Here is a 21,670-nt window from a genome sequence, read left to right as displayed (position 1 = left end):
CTTCAACGAGCGGAAGCCGCTTACGCTGCCGGCGCGTCCCTGAAGGCTGTGGCCCGACAGGTTGGCATTGGAGACGAGCGACTCTCTCGCCTCCTGCGAGAAGGCGGTGTCGTCCTCCGCAACCACTCCCCGTCGATCAGCGAGATTCGGCTGATGCGGTCCATGTATGAGCAGGGGGCTTCACTGGAGCGTGTGGGCAACAAGTTCGGCTACACCGCGGGGACAGTCCGCAAACACTTGATCGCCGCCTGCGTCATGATGCTCGACACGCACGGTCGTATCCGAACGGAGTCCCACGGTCTCGGCAAGAGCTCAAGACATCATGACCAACGCTGATGTTCCCAACAGGAGCTGGGCCAGAGTATGCAGTCCTTCACCGTGATTTATCAGCTCTGTACCCGGCCGCGCGTGCGATCGCGGGCTTGTTGCCGCAGTCTTGCCCGTACTTCGTCGTGGATCGTGGTCGAGGTCTGCGCTGCTGTCTCGATGGAGACCACGAGTGCGTATCGCACCGTCTTACCAGCACCAAGGTGTTCGGCGTCGTCCATGCATTCAACGTGGATCGGGAACGTGTCATCGTCGCCGAACACCATGGCGCGGCTGCCTTGGACGATCTCGTGTTGGAGGCTCCCGCGCCTGACCGAGTTGTGCTCCGCATCAATGCGTTGTCCGCCTGCGAGTTGCTTGTCTGGAGTGGCGAAGTACACCTTCGCACTTCGGTAGCGGTTGAGCCGACTGACAGTGGGTGCCATGTACGCCAGGGTGATGGTGAGGCGATGCCATTCTGCGCGTGCACGAAGCGAAGGCGGGAGTGGCAACTCATAGGTGTGACGTTGGTCGCCGGCTATCAGCCCTCCGCTGACTAGGACTGCTCTGTTTGTGGCCCCAGCGCCGAGTCGATCTGTGTCGAGGCGCCCGTAGCCCAGAAGCGCGGTCAGGCGTCGACGAGCTTCCTGCTTGCTCAGCTTGAGTTCGCGGCGCAGTTGCGGTTCCCAATCGCCCCAGCTTGTCGCATGGGCAAGGAGGGCTCTCACTAGTAGGGGATGATATTGAGGATCTGGCAGCGGCGCGTCTTCTGAATCGTCGGAGCCAGCTTCAAGGACATCGAAGAGTCGGCTGGCCTCGCGCGTCACCAGTGCCGTTGCGTTGCTCGTGCCGACGCTGAAGACGGTGTGGTTGGTTGCGCCTGCTCGCCCAGGTGCAGCCACCTGGAGCCCCGGACCGGTAGTTGCGGTCTGGGCCAGTTCCACGGCAACGGTTTCTAGGCGATCGGCTGGAATGACAGGGCGGGTGTAGAGCGCTCTGCCACCGGTGTGATGCAGGTCGGGCTTGACTGATCGATCGACGCCGGGTCCCGTCGCGCTATAGTGGGCAGGTCCGTTCGGGTGCGTAATGTCCCAGGCGGTGTCTGGTACGTCGATATCGCCGAGTCCGTCGGTGTGGGTCGCTCCGATGGTGAGTGCGTTGAGAGCATCTCCTGGAGGGAGGATGCCGCGCAACAGCGCACTGTCGTGGAGGGTTCGGATTGCAGCGGATCGAGCGGATTCGGGGTCGCTGGCCACGGCAACGGGAATTGTGATTGGGCCGAGATGATTGCCAGCGCTGACGATGAACAGCAGGTTGTAGGAATGAGCTAGCCAGTCGAGTAGCCGGCCAACAGGGCTCATTCTTCTCACAAGCGCTCGTGCTTGGGACCCGATGGAGAGGTTGATGACGCGCACGCTGGGTGCGACAGGGTCGTGGCCGGCATCACCTTCAACGATTCGCTTGACCGCGCGGTGTAGCAAGTCAGGGAACAGCCTGTTTGGCAGGGTCTGTTCGTGTCCTGACATAAACTCGTGGGGTTGCATGATTGGACGCACATAAAGGGGCCGGTCGATCGGTTCACTGCGGGTGGCAAGGTCTCCATGAATGATCAAGGACGCCATCGCCGTGCCGTGGTAACGAGAGGCCAGCGGGTAGTCCTCGCCAAGACCATCAGGATCATCGACTACCAGTCGACCTGCGAGGGCGTCATGGTTAGCGAACGGCAACCCATCCAGCAAGGCGACCCTAGGCAACTCAGAAGGGGCACCTCTTCGGGGTTCCAGGTCGAACTGAATACTCGTTTCCGCGGTCGGCGGTGCGACGTGCATAGGGGTGAACGGACTGACAAACATGACTTCGTCTGTGGCCAGCAGTTGGATCGACTCGGCACCCTCGGTGGTCAGTGAATGAACCTGTTGAATCGGCATTTCGGCAAGCAGGGCGTGGTAGCTGATCTCCCCGATCTGAGAGCGATCGAGCACACGCCCGCCACTGTCGGCGATGACTTTCTCGACGTGCGCTTGCGCGGTGGCGCGCTGTCTAGCATCGGAGCGGTACCACAGCTCGATTTCAACCATCACAGTGCTCACGGATTGGCCGACGAGGTCGAGCGTCTCTTGCCACTGTTCGCGAAGGCCGGTCTCTCGGATGCGATCCTCTGGCCCCCAGCGTCTGATTGAGGTGAGCTGTTCGAACGCTGTCTTGAACCTGCCGAGGCCACGAGCAAACTTTGTTGTCGGGTCTGTTTGCCAAGTCTTGAACAAGCTGAGGAGTTGATCAATCGCTTTTGCGTTCGACAGCATCAGGTACAGGGAGTGCTGAACGGGCTTGTCCGTACGGCCGCTCTTGGACTCCACCATGTGGAAATCGTCGTCAGGGTCAGATTGCTCCCCGATCAATTCAGACAAGAACTCGAGCCCGTCGACTTTGTTGATCGCGTTGCGGAACTCCGTGACGCTTCCGGCGAGGTCAAAGACCACTACCAAGGCCGGATCTACCTCATCCCGCGCGTCAGGCGAGAGACGTGCGCGCTCGGCATCGAACGCCGAGCGCAGTTCACCAAATTGCGGTGTCAGGCGTGCGCCCTGCCTGCCGCTGGTTGGTTTGGACAAGCGAGGCAGAGGGCGTGTTTTCTGTTTTGGTCGGCCTGCAACCTTTGGTGGCCCGAATGTCAGGAGGGGCCGAGGTTCGGCCGTCATCCCGTCGCCTGATCTCGTCTGTGCTCCAGACGTTCTTGGACGATCTTCCGGAGGTTACTGTTGGGGAGTTCGAGGACTGCCCTGCGACGCACGTCGAGAGCGAACTCTTCCAGTTCGGAGAAGCTAGCTCCCGCAAGTTTGTCCGCCAGAGTGCGCGGGGCAAATCCGAGATCACCGCCCATCCGGGCGGCGAGGCGTTCGAGAAAGCGTGTCGCTTGAGCACGGCTGGGTGGTTCGAGTTCGGCGCGGATTTGGAAGCGTCGCCATGCTGCCCGGTCGAGAAGCTCGCTGTGGTTTGTTGCCCCGACTAGAAGGACATGCGGAGGCAGCCGGTCGATCTGGAGCAGCAGTGTCGAGACCACGCGCTTGATCTCTCCTGTCTCGTGCTCGTCCGATCGCTCTTTAGCGATGGTGTCAAGTTCGTCGAAAAACAGAACACAACGGCGCGTCCGTGCGAATTCGAAGGCATTGTCGAGCCGTGCAGCGGTTTCGCCCAAGAAGCTTGAGACCACTCCTTCATAACGGATGACGTAGAAGGGCAGCATCAGTTCTGAGGCGATCGCCTCGGCGACGCTGGTTTTGCCGTTACCCGGCGGACCAGACAACAGGAGTCGATTGCGGGGCTCGATTCCGTAGCTGCGGAGCAGCTCGGAACGCTTGTGCTCTTCAATCAACTCAGCGACGACCCGACGAGGGACCGGTGCAAGCTCTAGCTCTTCCAAGCGGCGTTGAGGAACGATCTCCTGGATCAGGTCGCGCATAGCTGCGGCGTGGTCGTCACGCGGAGCGCTCTGCCCAGTGGTTGTAATCAGCTCGGACAAGCGGTCGGCGACAAGGTGGTGCTGGTTGGCTCGCTCCTCAGCGATTACAGCTTCGACGAGAACGCGAAATCGGTCTCGGTCACCACGTCTCTCGGCTTCGACGAGATCAAGTAGCAGGTCAGCACGCGCCATCTCTGCCTCCTTGAACCGCTAGCCGTTACCCTTGCACCATCTTAGCGGCGAGCACCTGGAACCGAGAGAGCCTCGCCGCCGTGGACACCCAGGTCCTCGCGCGACAGCGGCGGGTTCACTTCCCCGCGACTGCCAGGCAGCATGGTTACCTGTAGGTGGCCTCTACCTGCGTGGCCCACCGCTGGATGCGGTGGATAACCTGACGGCTTCGGCTTGAGTGGTCCTCTTGTTTCCTTGTCGCCGGTGACGAGGAGGGGACTGTGCTCATGTTTCGCCTGATCTGGGCCGCGAGCATCCACACGCGTGACTTCCCGCACCGCTACATGCCGACCAACATCGTGTTGAACAGGCTCTGCACGCGGCGGGGGCTGAGGTGGGGCGTACCTGCGATGCTGCTGGCCATCCCGTGCCTTGCGGTCGCGAACATCCTGACGATTCTCATCGAGAACGGTGCGCCCGGTTGGTTCCACCTGCTGATGCTGCTGTGCATCTGGAACGCGTTCAAGTTCCTGGTCATGGGCCCGGTGAGCGTAGTGCTGTTGGTGCGCGCCCGCACTGCTAAGCGTCGCGACCGGCGCCTGCTGTCACGTTCGCCAATGCCCACGGCCTGACAGCCGCGCGAGGCTCTCGGGCTGTGTTGGCGCACCTACTCGGCGAAGTTGGATCGCCCCGGGTGTGGTGGAGGGTTTGATCTAACCGAGAGGATAGGAACATGCCCGCACTGAGTAAGTATCCTGCAGAGGTCCGTGACCGCGCTGTGCGCATGGTCAATGAGAAGCTGGTCAATGAACCCGCGCTGGCTGTGAGTACCGCGTGCCGGCTGGTCGGTGAACAGGTTGGAATCAACAAGAACACCCTCCGTAATTGGGTGAAGCAACATCATGTGGATTCCGGTAAAGCGCCAGGAATGACTAGCGATGATAAACAACGCATCATGGACTTGGAAAAAGAAGTTCGAGAACTGCGTCGAGCTAATGAGATCCTGCGGAAAGCGAGTGCGTATTTTGCCCAGGCGGAGCTCGACCGCCGCTGAGTGATATCGATGGTTTCATCGATGATCATCGTGATGAGTTCGGAGTCGAGCCGATCTGTCGAACACTGTCTCAGACAGGTGTACAGGTCGCTGCGAGCTCGTGGTACGCGAGCAAGGCGAGACCGGTTTCAGCCCGGAGGCGAGCTGATGCGAAGTGGGATGATCGGATTCGGAGTGTGCATTTCGATAATCGTGGATTGTTCGGGGCACGGAACGTGTGGGTGATGCTGCGCCGACTGTACCCGGACGAGCCGATCGCCAGGTGCACGGTCGAAGGTCGTATGCGCGCTCTGGGGCTGGCCGGGGTGCCTAATGCCCGGTCGACGACTACGACACGGCAGCCTAAGACCGCCTCGTATCCTGGTGACCTCGTCGAGCGGGATTTCACCGCAGACACTCCTAACACTCGCTGGGTGGCCGATATCACCTATGTGCTGACATGGAGTGACTTCGTCTATGTCGCGTTCGTCATGGATCTGTGTTCTCGGATGATTGTTGGGTGGCGAGTCGATACGACGTTGCGGACCGATATAGCGCTGGATGCTCTGGAGCATGCGCTCTGGGAAAGGAAACGAAAGAACAGGAATATCGATCAGTTAATTCATCATTCGGACAAGGGGAGCCAGTATGTTTCCATTGCCTATACGGAGCGGCTGCGTGAAGCTGGAATAGAAGCCTCGGTCGGTTCGACTGGGGATTCCTACGGTAATGCCGCAGCGGAAGCGCTTAATAAGCTATACAAGAAAGAGATGGTGTGGCGGGAAGGTCCGTGGACCGGTGGTGATGCTGTGGAATTCGCGACCATGGAATGGGTGCATTGGTATAACCACACCCGCCCGCATTCGTACTGCAACGACCTCGCTCCAGCGCAGTTCGAGGAACACTACTACACTGAAACCAGTCAGCCAGAGATGGCCGACGTACCACTATGAACTCTCCACCACACCCGGGGCGATCCAACTCCGTCGAGCGGTTCAGCGCATCCCAGCCCTCAGCCAGGGGCTGGTCACCTCGATGCTTGCGAAGGTCTCGTTGTTCGAGCTTGAACCGGCTCAATTCACGCACGCAGGCCTCTTGCCCGGAGCGAATCTACGCTCCCTCGACGCACTGTATCTCGCTACAGCCATCGACCTGCAGACGGATGCTCTCCTCACCTATGACGTGCGAACGGCTGCAGCGGCCGAAGAAGTCGGTATGCCAGTGCTGGCTCCGGCCTAATCCAACGAGTTCGTTACTGGAGGACGTGCACTCCCGGTGGGTGATCGGGCTCGTAAACGTCTTATGTGCGTGGTGCCAGGGAGCGTCAGAGCTGGCGGACGTGGATCAGTAGTGCCTCGGCGGCGAAGTCGGCCGCCTCAGAGCTTCCGAAGACGGGATGAAAGTCTGGGTTGGCGACGTAGAAGTGCGCCATTCCTTGCACCATGGCGGTCGCATTGGCTGGGTCGGTGGAGTGAGTTGGTGTGCCGGGGATGTCGGCAAACCATGCCACATGTGCGGCGGCGTGGGCCTGTGCCTCGGGGCTGGACGGACTGTGCCCAGCCGCATGCAGCTCGCCCCAGCGTGCGAGGAGTTGCTCGGCGTCGGCCTGGAACCGTTGTTGCTGCGCGAGGGTCTTGTTGTGCCACCACTGGTTGGATACGTCGAAGGCCTTTTGTCCCCACTGGGCAACCACTTCCGTCTCGTAGCGGTCGTTGAACCCTTCGAGCATCATGTCCATGCGCGGCTGGCGTCCCTCACGACGCATGGCGATGGTGTGCTCGACGGACGCGATGCGTCGGTTCAGGGCCTCGCTCTCACGCCGGAGCCTGACGACGTGTTCCTCCAAAGCCGCCACTTCGTCGGCCTCGTTGTGTTGGGAGTCGAGGACGGTGGCAATGTCAGTCAAGGAAAGGCCCGCGTCGCGCAACAGCAGGATGCGTTGGAGGCGTGCCACGGCGCTCTGCCCGTAGTAGCGATAGCCGTTTGCCCCGATTCGGTCAGGGCTCAGGAGCCCGATGTGGTGGTAGTGCCGCAGGGTCCGAGGGCTGATCCCGGCACGTTGAGCCAGTTCTTTCACCGTCCACTCCACTGTGCTCACCCTAATCAATGCGCGGTTGTGGTGAGCCCCAGCTGTGGCAGGGCCACAGCCAGGATGTCGGCGGCGGGCAGCGTCACGCAGTCGGCGGCACTTCGGCCTGTCTGGGACAAGTAGGCTTCGACGATACGGACACCAGCCGCATAACCAGCGCCCGTGGGTAGACCCACAGGGGTGACGCCGAATAAGCGTGCGCTGGCATCGCCCAGCAACCACGCGCTGAAATGCTGCATCCCGGTCACTTCCAAACCCTCGACCACCCGTTCCAGAACGTCATTATTCGCGCGTGTTTCTTCTGCGACGAAGTGCGTGAACCCCTGCGTACCGCTGGCCTCCGCAGCGAATAGGTCCGCCAATCCCTCGGCTACGACGTGCTCACCCACGGTAACCGTTCGAGGGTCCCACGGCACGCCGCCTGGCGAGTAGCGCACATTGTGGTGGACTTCGTGCAAAGCGATGCCCTCCAATCGACTCAACACCTCAGGGGTGGGCCAGACGGTGATCGTGATGAAGCCGCTGATCCCACCGAGGGCCGACAACCCGCGAAGCTCGTCCATGAAATGCTGATTGCCGGGGTCGCCCAGGATGAGCAGCACTCGAAGGTCCGGCATGTCCATACCCGGATGAGCCGTCGATAAGCGCTCCAGTCCGTCTTGCAAAGCCCGCTCAATCCGCCCCCAGGCATCGGCTGATTCTAAAGTATGGAGGGTATCGAGAATGAGGTCGCTGGAGGCGCCAGGTCCGAACCCGAAGTTGTTGGCGTGCACCTGGGTTAGATCCAGGTTGCCCGGGATGAAGGAATGCATATCGGCCATTGGCGCCCACAATTCGCGGACCGCCGCATCCCACTCGCCAGGTGGTGCCTGTGCGAGACGCCGCATGCCAGCGAGGCTGTCGATCATCGAGATTGTCATGCTCACCACCGTAAACATTGACGTTACGAGAAGGTCAATCCCGTGCACGAACCGCCGCGTCCCTTTGGGCTGCAACAGGCGGTGCTTGTGAATCACAAACGACGGTCACGGTAGGCGGATGACCGCGCTGGTTTACTTGCGGAACCGTGGTGGAATGTACTGCTCTTCTAGAGGGATTTCTCGCCCGGTGGGAGTGTCGACGATGCGAATCCCTAGTTCATCGCGCACGATTTGTAGATCTGAACCGACGGGAAGGTTCCAGATTCCAATGAGCGCCGGCTCAATACTGCACAGGAGATTGAAATCAGTGATTTGATAGTTACTCGTGTCCGCGAGGTATTCTTCGGTGTCGAGATGCCCCATGATGAACCAACCGTTATCAGCCGGGTGCTGGGAGGGGTGGCGGACCATCCACCTGACCACGCCGACACCATTTAGCACATTTTTTGTGGCAATACAGGCACCCGCATTGGGGATAAATTCTACCATGCGAGACACGCTCCTTCCTGTCACGATTCAACTGGGATTTCCACTAGGGAGCCGCGGGTGCTGGGAGATGCACTTCTTTGTCTTGCCTTTTTCTCGAACAGAAATCACTCCAGCCGCACACGAGACGGTTGCTCCGGTATTCGGGCGGCATAAAGGTTTCGAGGATCGAGTTGTTTGGCCGGTAGCTTGCACGAGAGGTGTTCAGGCAGACAAGGCGCTTCGTCGTCGTAAACGCTTGTCATCGGTTCGGATCCTACCTGCATGGCGAGTCTTCTGCGCTGTAGCTGTCGCGGTCAAGGTAGCACACCACGTCGTTCACGAAAGCGAGTCAAACGCATCAACGGTCAGCCTGTCTGCACACAGGAAGGGAGTGGCTCTCATGGCGTGGTGGCAATTGTCGTGGCTGCCTGGTCGGGTGCTGAAATGTCTGTGAGATGGGTCGTCGTGGGGTCGGACTTCGCTACGAACCTGCGCGAGGCATCTGCAGCAGTTGCCACCAGCGGGCACTGTCGAGCTTGTTGTTGTCACTCCTCGACGATCCTTTGCTGAGCTTCGAGAAAGTGCTTCAGCGTCTATCGCTGCTGGGTCGCAGACATCATCGCGGGTAATGCGGGGCTGTCAAGATCGGCGCGGAGCGCTACGTACGTGGGCGAGTAGCGCGCTACATGCCGTGGCAGGAATGGGCACAGACACCTGGGCGAGAACCTCCACTCAACAATTTGCGTCGTCTGGGGCGAAGACGCCTTCACCCGCACAGTCAACGAGCTGGTCGCGGCCTGGAGCCGTGAGGGCGGTAGTTCCCAGCGGCCGTTGTTATGACGGAGCCACGGCCGCACACCGTAACGTTGGTTTAGACAACATCATGGCCAGCTACGATTAGGAACCACGGCGGCGAGCCACGCAACGGTCTAGCGCACCACGATATAGTCTTGGGCAGACTGAGGAGTTCCGCAACCGGTGAGCGGAGAGAGGATGGGAAGCAGATGGACCTCGACAAGAACGAAGCCGCAGCCCTTAGCCGTCTCTTTTCTGCAGCAGTACTGCGAGATTTCAGCAAGCACGCAGGCTCCCCACTCTTTGCTAGGCTGCTTCTCCTTACCCGTCTCAGCACATCCTTGCCGCCTGAAGCGACCGTAGGAACCGCGCTCGATCAAGCATTCGGGTTACTCAGGAGGTCAAAATTTCGCGACGACTACGTTTACCGGGCTGCGATCACAGAGAAGATTCTCCTGGGCCGCCACAACTTGAACACTGCCACACTTCTCAGCGAGGTTCGGGCGGGCTCGTGCAAGGCTGACATTGTAGTTCTAAATGGGACCTCCACAGCCTACGAGATTAAATCAGAGCGCGACTCTTTGTCCCGGTTGAGAAGCCAAGTCAAAAACTACTGTCAAGTGTTTGCCGCGGTCAACGTTGTAGTTAGCACGAGGCACCTTGCAAAAGTCTTCGAAGCTATACCGGAGGATGTTGGTATCATAACTTTATCCGAAAGATACACCTTGCAGACCACTCGGCCTCCTCAAAACAAACCTGAGAGGGTCAATCCGACGAAGATTTTAGACATTCTTCGAGTTGATGAAGCGAAATCAATCCTGTCGCGTTTAGGGCAGGAAGTTCCGGATGTGCCGAATACAGAGATTCGCTCTGAGCTTCGCCGCATCTTCGCAACCATGGAACCAACCGTCGTCCACGACGAGTCGGTCAAGACACTTAAGACTAGCCGATCACAAGCCCGCCTAGCTTCATTCATTAGTTCTGTCCCCGGCTCGATACGAGCGGCCGCCTTAGCTGCAAGTCCGACCCCCAACAACAGGGTCCGCATCAAGGAAGCTGTTGAAACCCCGCTAACCGAGGCTCTTACCTGGATATGAGGACCACATGTACTACCCCTATTTCCGCGGAAAACAGTTTGAGTTAATCGCAATTCGTGAATCGGCCGCTCTAATCGCTGAGTCCAATTTCGTTCCCGTCATCGAACCCGTGCGCGCCTCGCTTGGAGGGCTGGACAAGACGCTCAAGTCCTTGACTGACGTCGAAGCTCAAGCAGTCGTGGTAGTAAATCCGAGTTATGGCGACCATCGAGAGAGTTGGGAAAGCATTGCTCAACTTCTTGAACAGGAGTACCAAGGTAGTGATGCAATAGGGGCTGGAATTCTTCTCACTAGTAAAACTACTCTAGACCAGGCACATGATTTGACGAACAGATTCAATAAATCTGGGACGACTCTAATCCATGCTGGGTTCACCAACCCCCGGGGCCTATCTGCTCTACTTGGAGGGGGCGCAGGGGACTTCCGTAATGTTTTCGTGGAAGATCACTCGAATCGTCTCTACCGGAAACATTTCGATGGACACCCGCGAATCTTGGTTAGCGACGGGTTTACCCAAATGAAGAACTCGGAATATCCACCCGTCGAGGCTTTTTCAGACCTTCACGTCACTTACTCACTTGAGGAGGGGGTGGACGGATATGGGGACTTCTTGACGGTCGGAGACAATTACAGCGAGGGGGGAGGTCCCGCGTATGCAGTCGCCATCCATCTGACCTTCATTGACCCAGATCAAGATGACGCGATGTTCATTTATCATTTCAAGTCTGATACGAACGACACGCCAACCGACCCGGCCGGAAAGTTCGCCCAAGCATTGGACAAGATGATCAGGAAACTCGATTCTGGAGATTCCAAGCTTCTGGAAAGTAGCGCGATTGTTGAGTTCCGAGACCTGAATGAGCGCGGTCACTTCCCCGGATTGGGATATGTAAAGAAGCTCTCGATTAAACACCATCTGGAGACGCTCGCCCACTATCATTACGCCAACCGTAATGACTAAGAAGTACTGCTGTGCAAATTGTTTCGGAGATCCGGGGCTAACGCGGAATATCATCCCCAAGGTCATCGGGGATGGCACTGGCCAGCCTCGCCGGGGCAACTGTGGCTACTGTGGAACTCAGGACACAATCACTATTGACCCTTCTGCGCTGAGCCAGTGGTTCGAGATGCTGGTCGATTGCTACGACACTGACGACGAAGGCAAATCTCTGGCAGCCCTGCTCGCAGAAGATTGGCGCCTGTTCGATAACCCTAGGATGGATGAGGCACACGCCAAGGAACTTCTTGCCGACATCCTGAACGATGGCGAGATTGTCCGGCGATCCTTCGCGCCCATAGACCTGCTGGTCAATGAGACACCTCAACGATGGGACGATCTCCGTGATGAGATGATGCACCGTAACCGTTGGTTCCTGGACGAGCCAATTGATCTTGAGCGTCTTGCGGAGATGCTGGAGTTGCTAGTCGCGCCAGTCGACACCCTCAAAGAGATCACGGACCTGTGGCATCGTGCTCGCTTGCTCTCAGGTGACGAGCCCTTGCCTCTCGGCAAGATGGGCGCTCCGCCCGCGCACCTCGCCGGACACGGACGCGCGAATCCTGCCGGAATTCCGTATCTATATCTTGGCTCAACTGCAACAACGGCGGTGTCTGAGGTGCGGCCGCATACGGGTGAGGTGGTCAGTGTTGCAACTTTCCAGGTTCCCTCCATTCTGGCAGTCGATCTTCGAGATCCTCGAAAGAGCGCATCCCCCTTCATACTTGAGAACGCGGAGCAGATCATGTCGCTTAGATCTGGACTCCCCCTACTCGAGCGCTTAGGCGAAGAGCTCACGAAACCAGTGAAACCCCGCAGCGCTGCGTTTGAATACATCCCAAGCCAGTACCTATGTGAATTCATCAAGAAGCGGGGATACCAAGGAGTCATCTACCGGAGTTCGGTTAGCGATGGTGTCAATTTGGCGCTCTTCTCTCCGGAGCTGGCCTCCCCTGTGGAGACGAAAGTCGTTGGCGTAGATCGTGTGACGGTGGTCATTTCGGGCGCTGCGTCGGCCTGATCAGGCCCCTCCCGCTAAGACCAACGTTCGCTACGGGTCAGCATAATAGCAACCTTGTCAATCGCCCGTACTGCTCAGTATGTGGTTTGCCCCGCAGAGCAGCTGTGGGACTAGCACGTGTCTTGCAGATCGAGGCTCCGGCCCATCAGTCCCGGCCCGCCTGCTCCACGGTGACCACCACGCGGTGAAGTATCAATGCGTCGCCCAAAGGGCGCCTGTCCTCGATCTGCAAGACGCGTGGCGTCTCCGTTAGCCGGTCTGGTTCGTGCAGGTGAGGAGACAGTTGATGCCGTCGGCGAGGATGGTTTCCGGGCTGATGTGGTGTTCGCGGTGAAGGCGAGCGTACGTGGGGGCTTGTTCTGCGTCGATCGGAGCGTGCTTCTCGTTGGGGGCCATGGGGGCGGTGAGCGCGCTGCCGATCACTAGATTCGACAAGCGGTAGGCCGCCCCCAGCGGGTCCTCCGCCCCCGCTTGTTCAAGTAGGAGGCACATGCGTTCGGAGAGACGCATGTAGGCGGGGCCGCGGGGGGCGCGCATCCCGATCACGTGCCCCGCCCAGTGGTGAGTAACGAGATGGCGGAAGAACGCCATCATGAGGTCTGGCAAGTCAGCGTCGCTGACGGCCTGTTGCATTGCGGGGTCATCTGTGAGAGCCGTGTCCAGGGCGAGGTCGAAGAGGTCGTCCACCGAGTGGACTCGCGAGTACAGGCTTGCGGGGGCCACCCCCACGTGTTGCGCCACTGCCCGCAAGGTCAATGCTCTGAGGCCCCCTTCGTCCAGCAGCGCGACGGACGCGCGAGCGATCTGGGCGATATCCACTGCTCGATGGCGTTGGACGGGCTTGCGATGGTCCCAGTAGCTCACCACCCCAGACTATCCGAACAGCCTTCAGATAGTTATTCGCTCTATGTTAGGTTAGTGGTATGTTGGAGTCTTCGGTACTTCCCCTCGTGTCGGGCAGCACGTGTCTGCGGCGCATGACGGACGCGGATGCGGCGGCGTATGCGGACGGTACGGCAGATGAGGCTGTGCGCAGGTTCGGTCATCTTCCGGAGCCTGAGTACACCCCCGAATCGGCACGAGCCCTGATCCGCGAGGTGGTGGAGCCCGGCTTGGCCGATGGCACGTTGGCTGTGCTCGCTCTCGCGGATGCCGAGTCTGACGAGTTTGTCGGCAGCATGGTGATCTTCGATGTCGGCACCGAGTCGGCGGAGGTGGGCTTCTGGATCGCCCCTGAGCGGCGTGGCACTGGTCATGCCGCTCGCGGTCTTGAGTTGGCAGTCACCCTTGCTCGGGAGTCCGGGTTGAGCGCTTTGACTGCCCGGACCGTCACTGCCAATCGAGCTTCCCAACGGCGCCTGATCAATGCCGGGTTTGTCGAGACTTCCCGCCAGGCTGACACCACGCCAGCAGGCGTACGTGAGGAACTGGTCCACTATCGCCGCAGGCTCTACCCCGATCCGCACTGGCCGCTGTCCACTGACCGGTTACGGCTACGGCTTCACCAGCCAGAAGACCATGCCTGGCTGGAGGCACTCTATTCACGTCCCGAGGTCGCCAGATACTTGCTCGATGACCCGTGGACGGTCGAAGACACCGACATGAAACTCACCCAGCGACTTGAAAGAACCGGCCTCGGCTCCACGAGCGGCGCCCTGGCCTTGGTGATCGAACATGATCGCCTCCCAGTCGGCGATGTCGCCTTGTGGCTGACTGACCGCGAGCATGGACAAGCCGAAATCGGCTGGGTGCTCGACCCTGATCATGGTGGCCAGGGGTTCGCGTCCGAAGCCGTTCAGGCCGTCCTCAAGGTGGGATTCCAGCACTACCAACTACACCGCATCACTGCGCAGATGGATGCTCGCAATGCCGCCTCTGCCGCCCTGGCTCGACGGGTCGGGATGCGTTTGGAAGCCCACCACGTCGAGGACTGGTACAGCAAGGGTCAATGGACCAGCACCCTCGTCTATGCATGCCTGGCAAGCGAACATGTCACTCCGCCCCCTGCGCGTGTCTAGCTGGAACGACTTGCCAGCATCCATGTGGGTGAGGAGGTCGCATGAGCAAGTCTGCTCTTCGATCAGTGGTGCAGAAAGCAGCCGCAGAGATGCAGGGCGACCTTGCGCATCGCTGGAGCCTCGCTGAGATCGCCAGCAGCCTGTATCTCTCGCCGTCGCAGGTGGGGCGGGTCTTCAACGACCAGATTGGCATGCCTCCAATCGCGTGGCTGGCTCGGTTGCGGGTGCGGGAGATGGCTCGCCTGTTGCGGGAGTCGGACATGACTATCGCCGACATTGGGGTCCGGGTGGGGTGGCGGAATCGTGCTCATGCGGCGGAGCAGTTCGCCAAGATCATGGGAGTCACCCCGACCGCGTATCGGGCCGAGTACCGCCAGCAGACGGCAGACGACCTGACCGGTTGCTTGTGGTGCGGACAACTCCTCCCCGCCACGGGCGATGACCGGGATACGGGCAGATCGGACGGTGATCCGCTCATCCATGGCTGATCTGCTCGACATGTATCCCTCACCTGTGATAGTCGTGAAGGCCACCGCCACGGTGTTCCCTCCGGGATGCGGTGCGCACCTGACTGGTGAGCCTCCATTGGGCTCGCCGTGTCGCGTCACGCCGTGGAGCGGCCCAGATCGTGCATCATTCGGTGCGGATGGACGGCTGGGGAAATTTCCCCAGCCGTGAACACCCCACCCGGCACACTCGTGCCCGATTCCAGTCGAAGGGACGGTCCCGGACATTTTCCGGAACCGTCACCACCCCGACCGTCCCCGCGGGTTCTGGGGTGGGGTGTCCACCTGTGGGGCATGAGGTATGCACGCACCACACCGAACGGACGCAGACTGATAGCCGAACCCCTACCCCGGGGCGAGCCGGACCTGGACCGGCTCGTCGCGCTGGTGCTGCACCTGGCCGACCGCCTCCACACCCACACCCCGGAACCTGTAGCCGACTCGACGACGAGGACCACCGATCATGACGACCACTCCCCGCACGAAGCCCCTGAATATCCCGGGTGAGGGACGGGTGACGGCGGTGACCTACCAGCGGGTCTCCACCAAGGAACAAGCCACCACCGGTGGCCGCGATGAAGGGTTCTCCATCCCGGCACAGCGGGAGGCGAACCGTCGCAAAGCCGAAACCCTTGGCGCCCAGGTGATCGCGGAGTTCGTCGACGCGGGCGAGTCAGCCCGGTCGGCGAAGCGGCCCGAGCTGCAGCGAATGCTGGATTACATCGCGACCCATCAGGTCACCTACTGCATCGTGTACAAAGTGGATCGGCTGGCCCGCAACCGGCTCGATGACGTCGACATCCACCGCCAGCTCATCGACGCCGGCGTCCAATTGGTCTCCGCGACCGAGAACATCGACGAATCCCTGTCGGGGATGCTGCTGCACGGCATCATGTCCTCGATTGCGGAGTTCTACTCCCGCAACCTCGCCGCCGAAGTCACCAAAGGCATGACCCAGAAAGTCGCCGCAGGCGGCACCCCCTCCCGTGCACCGATCGGCTACCGCAACGTGCGACGCAAGGACGAGCACGGCAGGGAGTACCGGACCGTCGAGATCGACCCCGACCGTGCACCGCTCATCCGCTGGGTCTTCGAAACCTACGCGAAGCGTGAGCACACCGTCCCCGACCTGCTGGCCGAAGCCACCGCCCGAGGATTGACGACAGTGGCGACGCCGAAGCGGCCGTCGGGGCCGGTGGGGCGGTCGACGTTCTTCAAGCTGCTGCGTAATCCGTACTACATCGGGCAGGTCCGCTACCAGAGTGCTCTCCATCCCGGCGCCCACGAGCCGATTGTCGATGCGAAGACCTGGCAGCAGGTCCAGATCCTCCTGGATACCCGCGCCACCGCTGGGGAACGACGCCGCAAGCACGACCACTACCTCAAGGGCACGCTGTACTGCGGCACGTGCAACGCCCGGTTGCAGCTCGACTACGCCCGCAACAAACAAGGCATCCGCTATGCCTATTACATCTGCACCGGTCGAGCCACCAAACGCACGACGTGTACGAGGAAGGCAGTGCCCGTTGGCGTCGCTGAGCAACTCGTCGCCGAGTGTTACCAACAGATCGCCATCAGCCCAAGCACCTATGTGCAGCTTGCTGAGCGAATCGAGGCGGCGTTCGATGAGCGCCTGGCTGAGCGGTCCCAGGCCATCGACGACCTCACCGCCTCCAAACAGCGGTTGGAAGGCGAGGCAGATAAGCTCCTCGAAGCTATTTCGCCGACGCCATCGACCTCGACACCCTGAAGCGCCACCAGGACCGGATCAGGATCGCTCTGGCCGACGTCGCCAAACGCCTGGACGCTGAGCGGCACGACCACGAAGGCCCCCGCCAGCACCTCGCCACCGCCCTACGATTCCTCGCTGACTGCGGCCGGATGTAGGAGCGCACCGACGACCACGGCAAACGGCTCGCCAACCAAGCTTTCTACCACCGCATCCTCATCACCGAAGACGAAAAAGCGGTGATCCAGCTCAACGAGCCGTTCGCCGCCCTCGCACCCAACGATGTCAGGTGTTCTAGTACGTCCGATCTGGTGGAGCTAGCGGAAGGCATGTCGAAACTTTCCCCGGCCGTGATTCAGACGGTGCGAGCACACCAGTCGATCCGCTCTCGACGGCACGGACCGCAGCACCGCAGACGCCAACCACGGCGGGGACAGTCCGCACACACTTGATCATCACTGAAGTGCAACTGCAGCGACACACCCGTCCAGCCCGTTACGCAGCCTCATGCCTCGGGCAAGTGGCGCAGCTTCCTCCTTGTCTGCTGACCAATGACGGGGTGGTTGTAGGGGCGGCCGGCATCGGCCGACGTCCTCAGACTGTCTGCGCGGCTGTGGGCCTGGTCCTGTCCTCTGGTGATGACAGTTTCTTCTTTCGGCACGACACGAGGGTGGGTGGACGGCTTTGGTTGTTGTAGGCCTTCGGACGGAGGGCCGGTGCCGAAAGGAGTGACGGGTGCAGACGAGGGATGCTGGCGAGGTGAGCGCGGTTGCAGTGGGGCGGCAGATCGCGAGTGGCGACTGGGTCTTGCGGGAGTGTTCGGTGATGTTCTCTCCAGGGTCGTTGACAGCGATCGTGGGTGCCAGCGGGGCAGGGAAGACGTCGCTGATGTATTGCTTGAGCGGGTTGGACGCTCCGACCGCAGGTCAAGTACTGATTGAGGGATATGACGTCTATGCGATGTCTCGGCAGGCGCGGGCGACGTTCCTGCGGTCGCGGGTCGGGTTCGTGTTTCAGCAGTACAACCTGGTGAGCTACCTCAGCGTGGAGGAGAACGTGGCCCTACCGCTGTCGCTGGCCGGTCGGCAGGTTGACCGCCAGGTCCGCACTCGGCTGCTGGAACGCTTCGGCTTGGCGGCGAAGGCAGGGACGGCTGCGGGGGCGCTGTCGGGTGGGGAGCAGCAGCGGGTGGCGCTGTGCCGGGTGCTGCTGCTCCGACCCGCTGTCGTGTTTGCCGACGAGCCGACGGGCGCGCTGGACAGCACCAATTCACGCCTGGTTCTGGAGGTGCTGCGGGAGCTCGCGGATGCGGGGACCACGGTGGTGATGGTGACGCATGACGTGGATGCCGCCACGCTGGCCGATCGTGTGGTGTTCATGCGCGACGGGTCGATCACCGGGGTGGGCTCCGGGCTTGACGCCGGTCAGGTGCTGGCCGGGATGCGTCAACCGGTGCGCCGATCGGAGGTGCGGTGATGCTGCGTCATGTGGTGCGGATCCTCCGCAGCGACTGGTTCGGGTGGGCGCCAAGTATGGGTGTGGTCGCCGCGGTGACGGTCCTGGTCACGGCGTGCACGAATCAGTTCCTCTGGACCAGTTCCACCGAGTTCTTGGACGCGGCCCGGCGATCAGGTCTCGACGGCGGCGAGTTCGCGATGGTCTCGATGACGATCTACACAGTGATCGCGCTGCTCGCGGTGTGCTCTCTGACGGTGGTGGGTTCTGCGACGGTGGAGCGCACCCGCAACACGTTCGCCCAGTGGCGGCTGATGGGAGCTTCGCCCCGGCAGGTCCGCGCCTGCCTGTGGGCGCTGGTCGGGCTGGCCAGCTTCGTCGGGGCTGTTCCGGGGGTGGCGCTCGGCTCGGTGCTGAGTTCGCTCGTGGTGCCGTGGTTCAACGAGATGGCCGGTGCGAGTTTTCCGGGCGGCACCGGTGACTTCGTTCCTCCGCTGTTCGCGCCGAGCGCTGTGGCGGGCGGCACAGCGCTGGTCCTCTCGGTGGTGACGTGTCTGCTGGGCGCTGCCTGGCCTGCGCACCGTGCGGCTCTGGTGGAGCCCGTTGAAGCGATGCGTGGGCCCGCGGCTGTTCGGAGCCGGCGTGCGTGGGGGCGGTGGCTCGTTGGAGGCCTGCTGTTGGCCTGTGCTGTGGCGATGGCGGCCGCGACACCCCGGACGTTGGATCCTGCGCAGGTCGGGCGGTCGACCACGGCGATGGTGAATGCGGCGACGTGGGTCGGCGGGTTGAGCGCCGCTGCGGTGTACGTGACGGGACCCGCTCTGGTGCATGTCGCCCTGAACGTCGCGCACCAGGTCCTGCGTCTCTTCCGTGTCCCCGTGGGACAGGTGGCGGCGCGCTCGGCCCGGGCGCAGGCGGCGATGAACGCGAACACGATCGCGCCGTTGGCGGCAGCGATCGCGCTGGGCGGCGTCATCTTCACCGCGACAGGCTCCTACCTGGCCGTGATGACACGGGCGGGTTTCCCGCTGGAGGATCCGAACCTGACCGACATCGCCCTTCTCTCTGGCCTGTTCTGCGTGATGGCGATCGCGACGAGCATGGCGGTCATCGCGCTCAGCGGCCGCGACCAGGCGCGCGAGCATACTACGCTGCGCGCGTCGGGGATGAGCCCCGTACAGGTCTCACGTTTGGTCGCGTGGCAGTCCTTCTGCCTGGCTCTGTGCGCAGCCGGTATGGGGCTGCTTCCGGTGGCTCTAGTGGCGTGGCTGGTGGTCAGCTGCTCACTGGCGCTGGTGGGCTCCGTGGTGCTGAGCGTTCCTTGGCTGGGATTGGCCGCGGGCTTCCTGGTGTGCTGGTTCGCGCTGTGGGCTGTCCAGCTCAGCCAGGCGATGACATGGCTGCGCCGGGAGACAGCAGCGGGGCTGCGTCACGCCTGAAACACTGGTAAGAGTAATCATCAGCAGTCGAGTTCTGGGAAGGAGCAGCGGTGCAGGCTGTTCGGGACTGGTTCGATCAGACCCGTCGCGAGCGTCGGGATGCCGGCACAGCGTGGCTGGTGATGGTGTTGTCCTGCGTCGCTTTCCAGGCCGTGCTCGTAGCCAGGCTCCTGTTTGCCGGAAGCCCTCGTGACGGGGTGGCGTTCGATCTCATCCAGTCGGTTCCCGGAGCTGCAACCGTCACGATCACGGTGATACTCGCAGGTGCCGTGCTGTTGTGGTGCCTCCGTCACCCAGTGCCCGTGCTGGTGCTCTCCGGCAGCGTGTATCTCGCCGCGTCCACGGTGGAGATGCACAACTATGTCGCCTTTCCGCTGTTGTTCGCGCTGTTCCGCGTGGTCGCCGACACCGATGTAACCTCGGTCGCGGGCTCGATCGCAGCGACCTGCCTCGGTATGCTCGCCAGTTCGTGGATGGTGGCGACGACAACTGTCGTCGACGAGTTCACCGGCCAGCTGAGCGTGGCGGCGCTCAGTGCCCTGGCCGGGATCGGGGCGCGCAGCGTGCGCGGCTGGAGAACGGCCACGAAGCAGTCCCGCCATGATGCTGAGCGCGCTCGCATCATCGCCGCCCAACGGAACCAGGCCATGGCGCGCACGCGCATCGCCGCCGAGCTCCACGACAGCGTCGGGCATAATCTGACCGCCATCATCGCTCTCGCCCAGGGCCTCTCCGGGGCCACCGAGAATCCAGAGCTCGACGAATCGCTGGAGGACATCGAGACACTGGCGCGCGAAGGCCTCACCGAGACCAGGCGCGCCGTCGCCCTGCTCGGGCGCCTCGAGAACCCGGCCGCAACCGCTGCGGACCAGCCCCGCCGGTATAGCTGGGACGATGTCCACGCTGTGGCCGATCGCATCCGAGCCCTCGACATCCCCGTCACGGTAACCGAGACCGGACGATGCCCCGAGGAGTCGGCCGTCGCCGATCTCGGCTTCACTATCGTCCGTGAAGCCCTCACCAACGCGGTGCGCCACACCGAGCCCCTCAAACGGGCATCCATCGCCATCGACCACCACACGGCTAACGGCGTCCGGATTACCATTCGCAGCCATGGGCACCCGCGTTCGTCTGAAAGCCAAGAGCCGGGCAGTGGGCTGCGGAGCCTCTCCCATCGAGTCACCAGCCAGGGCGGCACGTTCAATGCTGGCCCCGGCGAGCCCGACGAGTGGATCGTCGACGCCGAGCTACCGCACGTATCGAACGAGGAGTACGACGATGCCTGAGCCCCTGCGCATCATGCTGGTTGATGACCAGGCCATAGCACGCCGAGGATTCGCCCTCATGCTCCGACGTAGCCCGAACCTCACCGTCACCGCTGAAGCCAGCAATGGCCATGAAGCTCTCGACCTGCTCACCGCCACGCAAGACCAAGCCATGCCGTTCCCCGATGTGGTCCTCATGGATGTACGCATGCCGGTGCTCGACGGCATCGAAACCACTCGTCGGATCACCCGAACGTACCCGTCCGTGAAAGTCCTGGTCCTAACCACGTACGACGAGGACGACTATGCCTTCGGAGCCCTCACCGCCGGCGCGTCCGGGTACCTCCTCAAAGACATCCGCACCCCCGATCTCATCGCCGCGGTCGAAGCCGTCGCCCGCGGCGACGCCATCCTCACCCCACGCATCACCCGTCAAGTCATCGAACGCGGAATCCCCCGCGCCCTCCCCCACCACCAGCAAACCGAGATGCGAGCACTGTTCGACCTACTCACACCCCGAGAACGCGACATCGCTCGCCTCATCGCCGACGGCGAGTCCAACACCGAAATCGCCGAAAGGCTCGCCATCGAACCCGCATCCGTACGACGCAACGTCAGCCGCATCCTCACCAAGCTCAACCTCCGCGACCGCGTCCAGATCGCCGTGCACTGGCACAGAGCAGGGCTATGACACTCGGATTCTCGCCCACACCACCATCGATGCCCCGGCCCACGTCACCGCAGAAACAAAACTGCCCCGCCTTCAGGCGGGGCAAGTTTCGATTTTCTCATCTTACGTGGAGCTAAGGGTGTCTGAGGTCACGACATATTTGACGGGGTGTGCCTGGGGAAGGCGTTGTGATCCTTGACAGGTCAGTCGCGTCATTGTTGACACTTAGGG

The 21,670-nt window shown here is 61.5% G+C and carries 18 protein-coding genes and 1 other annotated feature; of the genes, 12 read left to right on the top strand and 6 right to left on the bottom strand.

What is annotated here, in order from left to right; genetic code table 11:
- Window positions 1-386: 386 nt before the first annotated feature.
- Window positions 387-2,918, bottom strand: a complete 2,532-nt coding sequence (locus tag Q0X61_RS02600) for a S8 family peptidase (RefSeq protein ID WP_297740035.1) — start codon at window positions 2,916-2,918, stop codon at window positions 387-389.
- A gap of 83 nt (window positions 2,919-3,001) precedes the next feature.
- Window positions 3,002-3,958, bottom strand: a complete 957-nt coding sequence (locus Q0X61_RS02595) for an AAA family ATPase (protein WP_297740033.1) — start codon at window positions 3,956-3,958, stop codon at window positions 3,002-3,004.
- A gap of 260 nt (window positions 3,959-4,218) precedes the next feature.
- Here Q0X61_RS02595 and Q0X61_RS02590 point away from each other — a divergent pair, with 260 nt between their 5' ends.
- Both Q0X61_RS02590 and Q0X61_RS02585 read left to right on the top strand, forming a co-directional pair.
- Window positions 4,219-4,569, top strand: coding sequence for a sulfate permease (locus Q0X61_RS02590; RefSeq protein ID WP_297740032.1), 351 nt, complete (start codon window positions 4,219-4,221; stop codon window positions 4,567-4,569).
- Window positions 4,570-4,670: 101 nt separating this feature from the next.
- Window positions 4,671-5,923, top strand: a protein-coding gene (locus Q0X61_RS02585; protein WP_297740030.1) for an IS3 family transposase whose coding sequence is annotated in 2 segments (ribosomal slippage) — window positions 4,671-4,965 and window positions 4,965-5,923 — 1,254 coding nt in all. Because the reading frame shifts where the segments join, the coding sequence is not laid out codon by codon here.
- Window positions 4,955-5,086, top strand: a sequence feature (AL1L pseudoknot). (Overlaps the previous gene by 132 nt.)
- 371 nt (window positions 5,924-6,294) lie before the next feature.
- On the opposite strand, the gene Q0X61_RS02580 is transcribed toward Q0X61_RS02585, so the two are convergent.
- The 3 genes from Q0X61_RS02580 to Q0X61_RS02570 all read right to left on the bottom strand — a co-directional run bounded on the left by Q0X61_RS02580 (window position 6,295) and on the right by Q0X61_RS02570 (window position 8,468).
- The gene (locus Q0X61_RS02580) at window positions 6,295-7,047 is read right to left on the bottom strand and encodes a MerR family transcriptional regulator (protein ID WP_297740028.1); all 753 of its coding nucleotides are present in this window, start codon (window positions 7,045-7,047) and stop codon (window positions 6,295-6,297) included.
- Window positions 7,048-7,073: 26 nt separating this feature from the next.
- Entirely contained in the window at window positions 7,074-7,979 is a 906-nt protein-coding gene (locus tag Q0X61_RS02575) for a DUF2268 domain-containing protein (protein WP_297740027.1), read from the bottom strand.
- Window positions 7,980-8,111: 132 nt separating this feature from the next.
- Window positions 8,112-8,468 carry a DUF2185 domain-containing protein gene (locus Q0X61_RS02570; protein WP_297740025.1) on the bottom strand — a complete coding sequence of 119 codons (357 nt, stop codon included), beginning with the start codon at window positions 8,466-8,468 and terminating at the stop codon, window positions 8,112-8,114.
- Window positions 8,469-9,451: 983 nt separating this feature from the next.
- Here Q0X61_RS02570 and Q0X61_RS02565 point away from each other — a divergent pair.
- The 3 genes from Q0X61_RS02565 to Q0X61_RS02555 are packed head-to-tail and all read left to right on the top strand — an operon-like array spanning window position 9,452 to window position 12,357.
- Window positions 9,452-10,339: a sce7726 family protein gene (locus Q0X61_RS02565; protein ID WP_297740024.1), complete on the top strand. Its 888-nt coding sequence runs from the start codon at window positions 9,452-9,454 to the stop codon at window positions 10,337-10,339.
- Between the two features lie 7 nt (window positions 10,340-10,346).
- Window positions 10,347-11,300, top strand: a complete 954-nt coding sequence (locus tag Q0X61_RS02560) for a sce7725 family protein (protein ID WP_297740022.1) — start codon at window positions 10,347-10,349, stop codon at window positions 11,298-11,300.
- On the top strand, window positions 11,293-12,357 hold the full coding sequence (locus tag Q0X61_RS02555; protein WP_297740020.1) for an RES family NAD+ phosphorylase: 1,065 nt from the start codon (window positions 11,293-11,295) through the stop codon (window positions 12,355-12,357). Before Q0X61_RS02560 ends, Q0X61_RS02555 begins: the two co-directional genes overlap by 8 nt.
- A 249-nt stretch (window positions 12,358-12,606) precedes the next feature.
- Here the strand turns inward: Q0X61_RS02555 and Q0X61_RS02550 are convergent, their stop codons facing one another.
- Window positions 12,607-13,221: a TetR/AcrR family transcriptional regulator gene (locus Q0X61_RS02550; protein ID WP_297740018.1), complete on the bottom strand. Its 615-nt coding sequence runs from the start codon at window positions 13,219-13,221 to the stop codon at window positions 12,607-12,609.
- 59 nt (window positions 13,222-13,280) lie between these two features.
- Between Q0X61_RS02550 and Q0X61_RS02545 the strand changes: the two genes are divergently transcribed.
- From Q0X61_RS02545 to Q0X61_RS02515, 7 genes are all read left to right on the top strand, one after another.
- Window positions 13,281-14,375: a GNAT family N-acetyltransferase gene (locus Q0X61_RS02545; RefSeq protein ID WP_108870660.1), complete on the top strand. Its 1,095-nt coding sequence runs from the start codon at window positions 13,281-13,283 to the stop codon at window positions 14,373-14,375.
- A 41-nt stretch (window positions 14,376-14,416) separates the two neighbouring features.
- Window positions 14,417-14,863, top strand: a complete 447-nt coding sequence (locus Q0X61_RS02540; protein WP_108870659.1) for an AraC family transcriptional regulator — start codon at window positions 14,417-14,419, stop codon at window positions 14,861-14,863.
- A 481-nt stretch (window positions 14,864-15,344) separates the two neighbouring features.
- The gene (locus tag Q0X61_RS02535; RefSeq protein ID WP_297740014.1) at window positions 15,345-16,631 is read left to right on the top strand and encodes a recombinase family protein; all 1,287 of its coding nucleotides are present in this window, start codon (window positions 15,345-15,347) and stop codon (window positions 16,629-16,631) included.
- 714 nt (window positions 16,632-17,345) lie between these two features.
- Window positions 17,346-18,086, top strand: coding sequence for an ABC transporter ATP-binding protein (locus Q0X61_RS02530; protein WP_231974286.1), 741 nt, complete (start codon window positions 17,346-17,348; stop codon window positions 18,084-18,086).
- Complete coding sequence (locus Q0X61_RS02525) at window positions 18,086-19,504, top strand: ABC transporter permease (protein WP_297740010.1); 1,419 nt, start codon at window positions 18,086-18,088, stop codon at window positions 19,502-19,504. Before Q0X61_RS02530 ends, Q0X61_RS02525 begins: the two co-directional genes overlap by 1 nt.
- Window positions 19,505-19,554: 50 nt before the next feature.
- Window positions 19,555-20,790 carry a sensor histidine kinase gene (locus Q0X61_RS02520; RefSeq protein ID WP_297740008.1) on the top strand — a complete coding sequence of 412 codons (1,236 nt, stop codon included), beginning with the start codon at window positions 19,555-19,557 and terminating at the stop codon, window positions 20,788-20,790.
- Complete coding sequence (locus Q0X61_RS02515; RefSeq protein ID WP_297740006.1) at window positions 20,783-21,460, top strand: response regulator transcription factor; 678 nt, start codon at window positions 20,783-20,785, stop codon at window positions 21,458-21,460. Before Q0X61_RS02520 ends, Q0X61_RS02515 begins: the two co-directional genes overlap by 8 nt.
- Window positions 21,461-21,670: the final 210 nt, after the last annotated feature.

The organism is uncultured Tessaracoccus sp., assembly GCF_947255005.1.
Classification (GTDB): domain Bacteria; phylum Actinomycetota; class Actinomycetes; order Propionibacteriales; family Propionibacteriaceae; genus Arachnia.
This window is presented reverse-complemented; position numbering and strand designations above follow the sequence as displayed.

Coding starts and splice junctions, on each gene's coding strand:
- Q0X61_RS02540 (WP_108870659.1), top strand. CDS start 14,417: ATGAGCAAGTCTGCTCTTCGATCAGTGGTGCAGAAAGCAGCCGCAGAG.
- Q0X61_RS02515 (WP_297740006.1), top strand. CDS start 20,783: ATGCCTGAGCCCCTGCGCATCATGCTGGTTGATGACCAGGCCATAGCA.
- Q0X61_RS02555 (WP_297740020.1), top strand. CDS start 11,293: ATGACTAAGAAGTACTGCTGTGCAAATTGTTTCGGAGATCCGGGGCTA.
- Q0X61_RS02595 (WP_297740033.1), bottom strand. CDS start 3,958: ATGGCGCGTGCTGACCTGCTACTTGATCTCGTCGAAGCCGAGAGACGT.
- Q0X61_RS02545 (WP_108870660.1), top strand. CDS start 13,281: ATGTTGGAGTCTTCGGTACTTCCCCTCGTGTCGGGCAGCACGTGTCTG.
- Q0X61_RS02565 (WP_297740024.1), top strand. CDS start 9,452: ATGGACCTCGACAAGAACGAAGCCGCAGCCCTTAGCCGTCTCTTTTCT.
- Q0X61_RS02560 (WP_297740022.1), top strand. CDS start 10,347: ATGTACTACCCCTATTTCCGCGGAAAACAGTTTGAGTTAATCGCAATT.
- Q0X61_RS02535 (WP_297740014.1), top strand. CDS start 15,345: ATGACGACCACTCCCCGCACGAAGCCCCTGAATATCCCGGGTGAGGGA.
- Q0X61_RS02575 (WP_297740027.1), bottom strand. CDS start 7,979: ATGACAATCTCGATGATCGACAGCCTCGCTGGCATGCGGCGTCTCGCA.
- Q0X61_RS02570 (WP_297740025.1), bottom strand. CDS start 8,468: ATGGTAGAATTTATCCCCAATGCGGGTGCCTGTATTGCCACAAAAAAT.
- Q0X61_RS02525 (WP_297740010.1), top strand. CDS start 18,086: ATGCTGCGTCATGTGGTGCGGATCCTCCGCAGCGACTGGTTCGGGTGG.